The sequence below is a fragment of the Kribbella soli genome, assembly GCF_004331345.1.
GTDB classification, from domain to species: Bacteria; Actinomycetota; Actinomycetes; order Propionibacteriales; family Kribbellaceae; genus Kribbella; species Kribbella soli.
Genome location: NZ_SJJZ01000008.1, coordinates 1 through 1,843, shown reverse-complemented (window position 1 = coordinate 1,843; position 1,843 = coordinate 1). Strand labels below are relative to the sequence as shown.

Sequence of the window (1,843 nt, the reverse complement as noted above, 5' to 3'; positions counted from 1 at the left end):
GGTGCGGCGATTTTGAGTTGTACTTTGCCGATGTCGTTCAGTGCGAGCTCGGTGGCGTCGATGACTCCGAGCGTGTCGAGGTCCAGTGCGCCGGTGATTTTGGTGACGATCGCCTGCGCGGTGGTGGTGGTGTGTTTGATCAGGACCCTGGCCCCGACGGTGAGTGGCCGGTCGGCTAGCCAGCTGATGGTGGCGGCGAGTTCGCGGCGGGTGCCGGGGGAGTGGTCGGCGGCGACGATGACTGAGCCGCGGGCGACGTCGATGTCGTCGGTGAGCCGGACGGTGACGGCTTCGCCGGCGATCGCGGACGGCCGTTCGACGACCGCGGTCGAGGTGGCGGTGACGACGGGCCGGTCGATGCCGGCGATCGAGGTGCGGCGTCCCGCGGGCAGCACGATCACGGGGTCGCCGACGGTGAGGGTGCCGGCGGCGACGGTTCCGGTGTAGCCGCGGTAGTCGCGGTACTGGTCGGTTTGTGGGCGGATCACGTACTGCACGGGGAACCGCAGCGGCTGGGCGGAGTTGTCGATGCGTCCGTTGGCGTTCTCGAGGAATTCGAGCAGTGTCGGGCCGTCGTACCACGGGGTCTGGGTGGAGTGGTCGACGACGTTGTCGCCGGCGAGCGCGGAGACCGGGATGGCCTGGATGTCGGCGATGCCGAGTTGGTCGGCGACCTCGTTGACGTCTTTGGCGATTTTGGTGAACACGGCTTCGTCGTAGTCGACGAGGTCGATCTTGTTGACCGCGAGGACGACGTGCGGCACCCGCAGCAGGCCGGCGACGGCCAGGTGCCGGCGGGTCTGTTCGAGGACCCCGTGGCGGGCGTCGACGAGGATGATGACCACGTCGGCGGTGGAGGCGCCGGTGACGGTGTTGCGGGTGTATTGCACGTGGCCGGGGCAGTCGGCCAGGATGAACGAGCGTTTGTCGGTGGCGAAGTAGCGGTAGGCGACGTCGATGGTGATGCCTTGTTCGCGTTCGGCGCGGAGGCCGTCGGTGAGCAGCGCGAAGTCGAAGTCGCCGCCGCGGGCTTCGGAGACGGTTTTCACGTGTGCGATCTGGTCGGCGAGGATGGCTTTGCAGTCGTGCAGCAGCCGTCCGACCAGGGTGGATTTGCCGTCGTCGACGGAGCCGGCGGTTGCCAGTCGCAGCAGGGTGCTCATCAGAAGTACCCCTCTCGTTTGCGGTCTTCCATCGCGGCCTCGCTGGCGCGGTCGTCGGCGCGGGTGGCGCCGCGTTCGGTGATTTCGCTGGCCGCGACCTCGATGACGACCTCGGCCGGTGAGGTGGCGGTGGAGGCGACGGCGCCGGTGCAGGACATGTCGCCCACGGTCCGGTACCGGACCACACGGCTGTGCACGGTCTCGCCGGAGCGGGGTTGGGAGTAGGGGCCGACGGCCAGCAGCATGCCGTCGCGTTCGAACACGTCGCGTTCGTGGGCGTAGTAGATCGAGGGCAGTGGGATCTGTTCGCGTTCGATGTAGTTCCACACGTCCAGCTCGGTCCAGTTGGACAGCGGGAACACCCGGACGTGTTCGCCGGGCCGGTGGCGGCCGTTGTAGAGCGACCACAGTTCCGGGCGCTGGTTGCGGGGGTCCCATTGGCCGAACTCGTCGCGCAGGCTGAAGATCCGCTCCTTGGCCCGGGCGCGTTCCTCGTCGCGGCGGCCGCCGCCGAACACGGCGTCGAAGCGGTGCGCGTTGATCGAGTCCAGCAACGGAACGGTCTGCAGCTGGTTCCGGGTCCCGTCGGTGCGCTCGCGCAGCCGGCCGTCGGCGATGTAGTCCTCGACCTTGGCCACCTCGAGCTTCAGCCCGAGCTGCTCCACGACCGCGTCCCGATA

Annotated in this window: 2 protein-coding genes; both read right to left on the bottom strand. The window is 68.4% G+C overall.

Annotated elements, in window-relative coordinates:
• Window positions 1-1,163, bottom strand: a 1,163-nt coding sequence (locus tag E0H45_RS42255) for a sulfate adenylyltransferase subunit 1 (RefSeq protein WP_131348498.1), incomplete at its 3' end; no start/stop codon positions are given.
• Window positions 1,163-1,843 (bottom strand): sulfate adenylyltransferase subunit CysD (cysD, locus tag E0H45_RS42250; RefSeq protein ID WP_131348497.1); only part of this gene is annotated, 681 nt, incomplete at its 5' end. The genes cysD and E0H45_RS42255, both read right to left, overlap by 1 nt.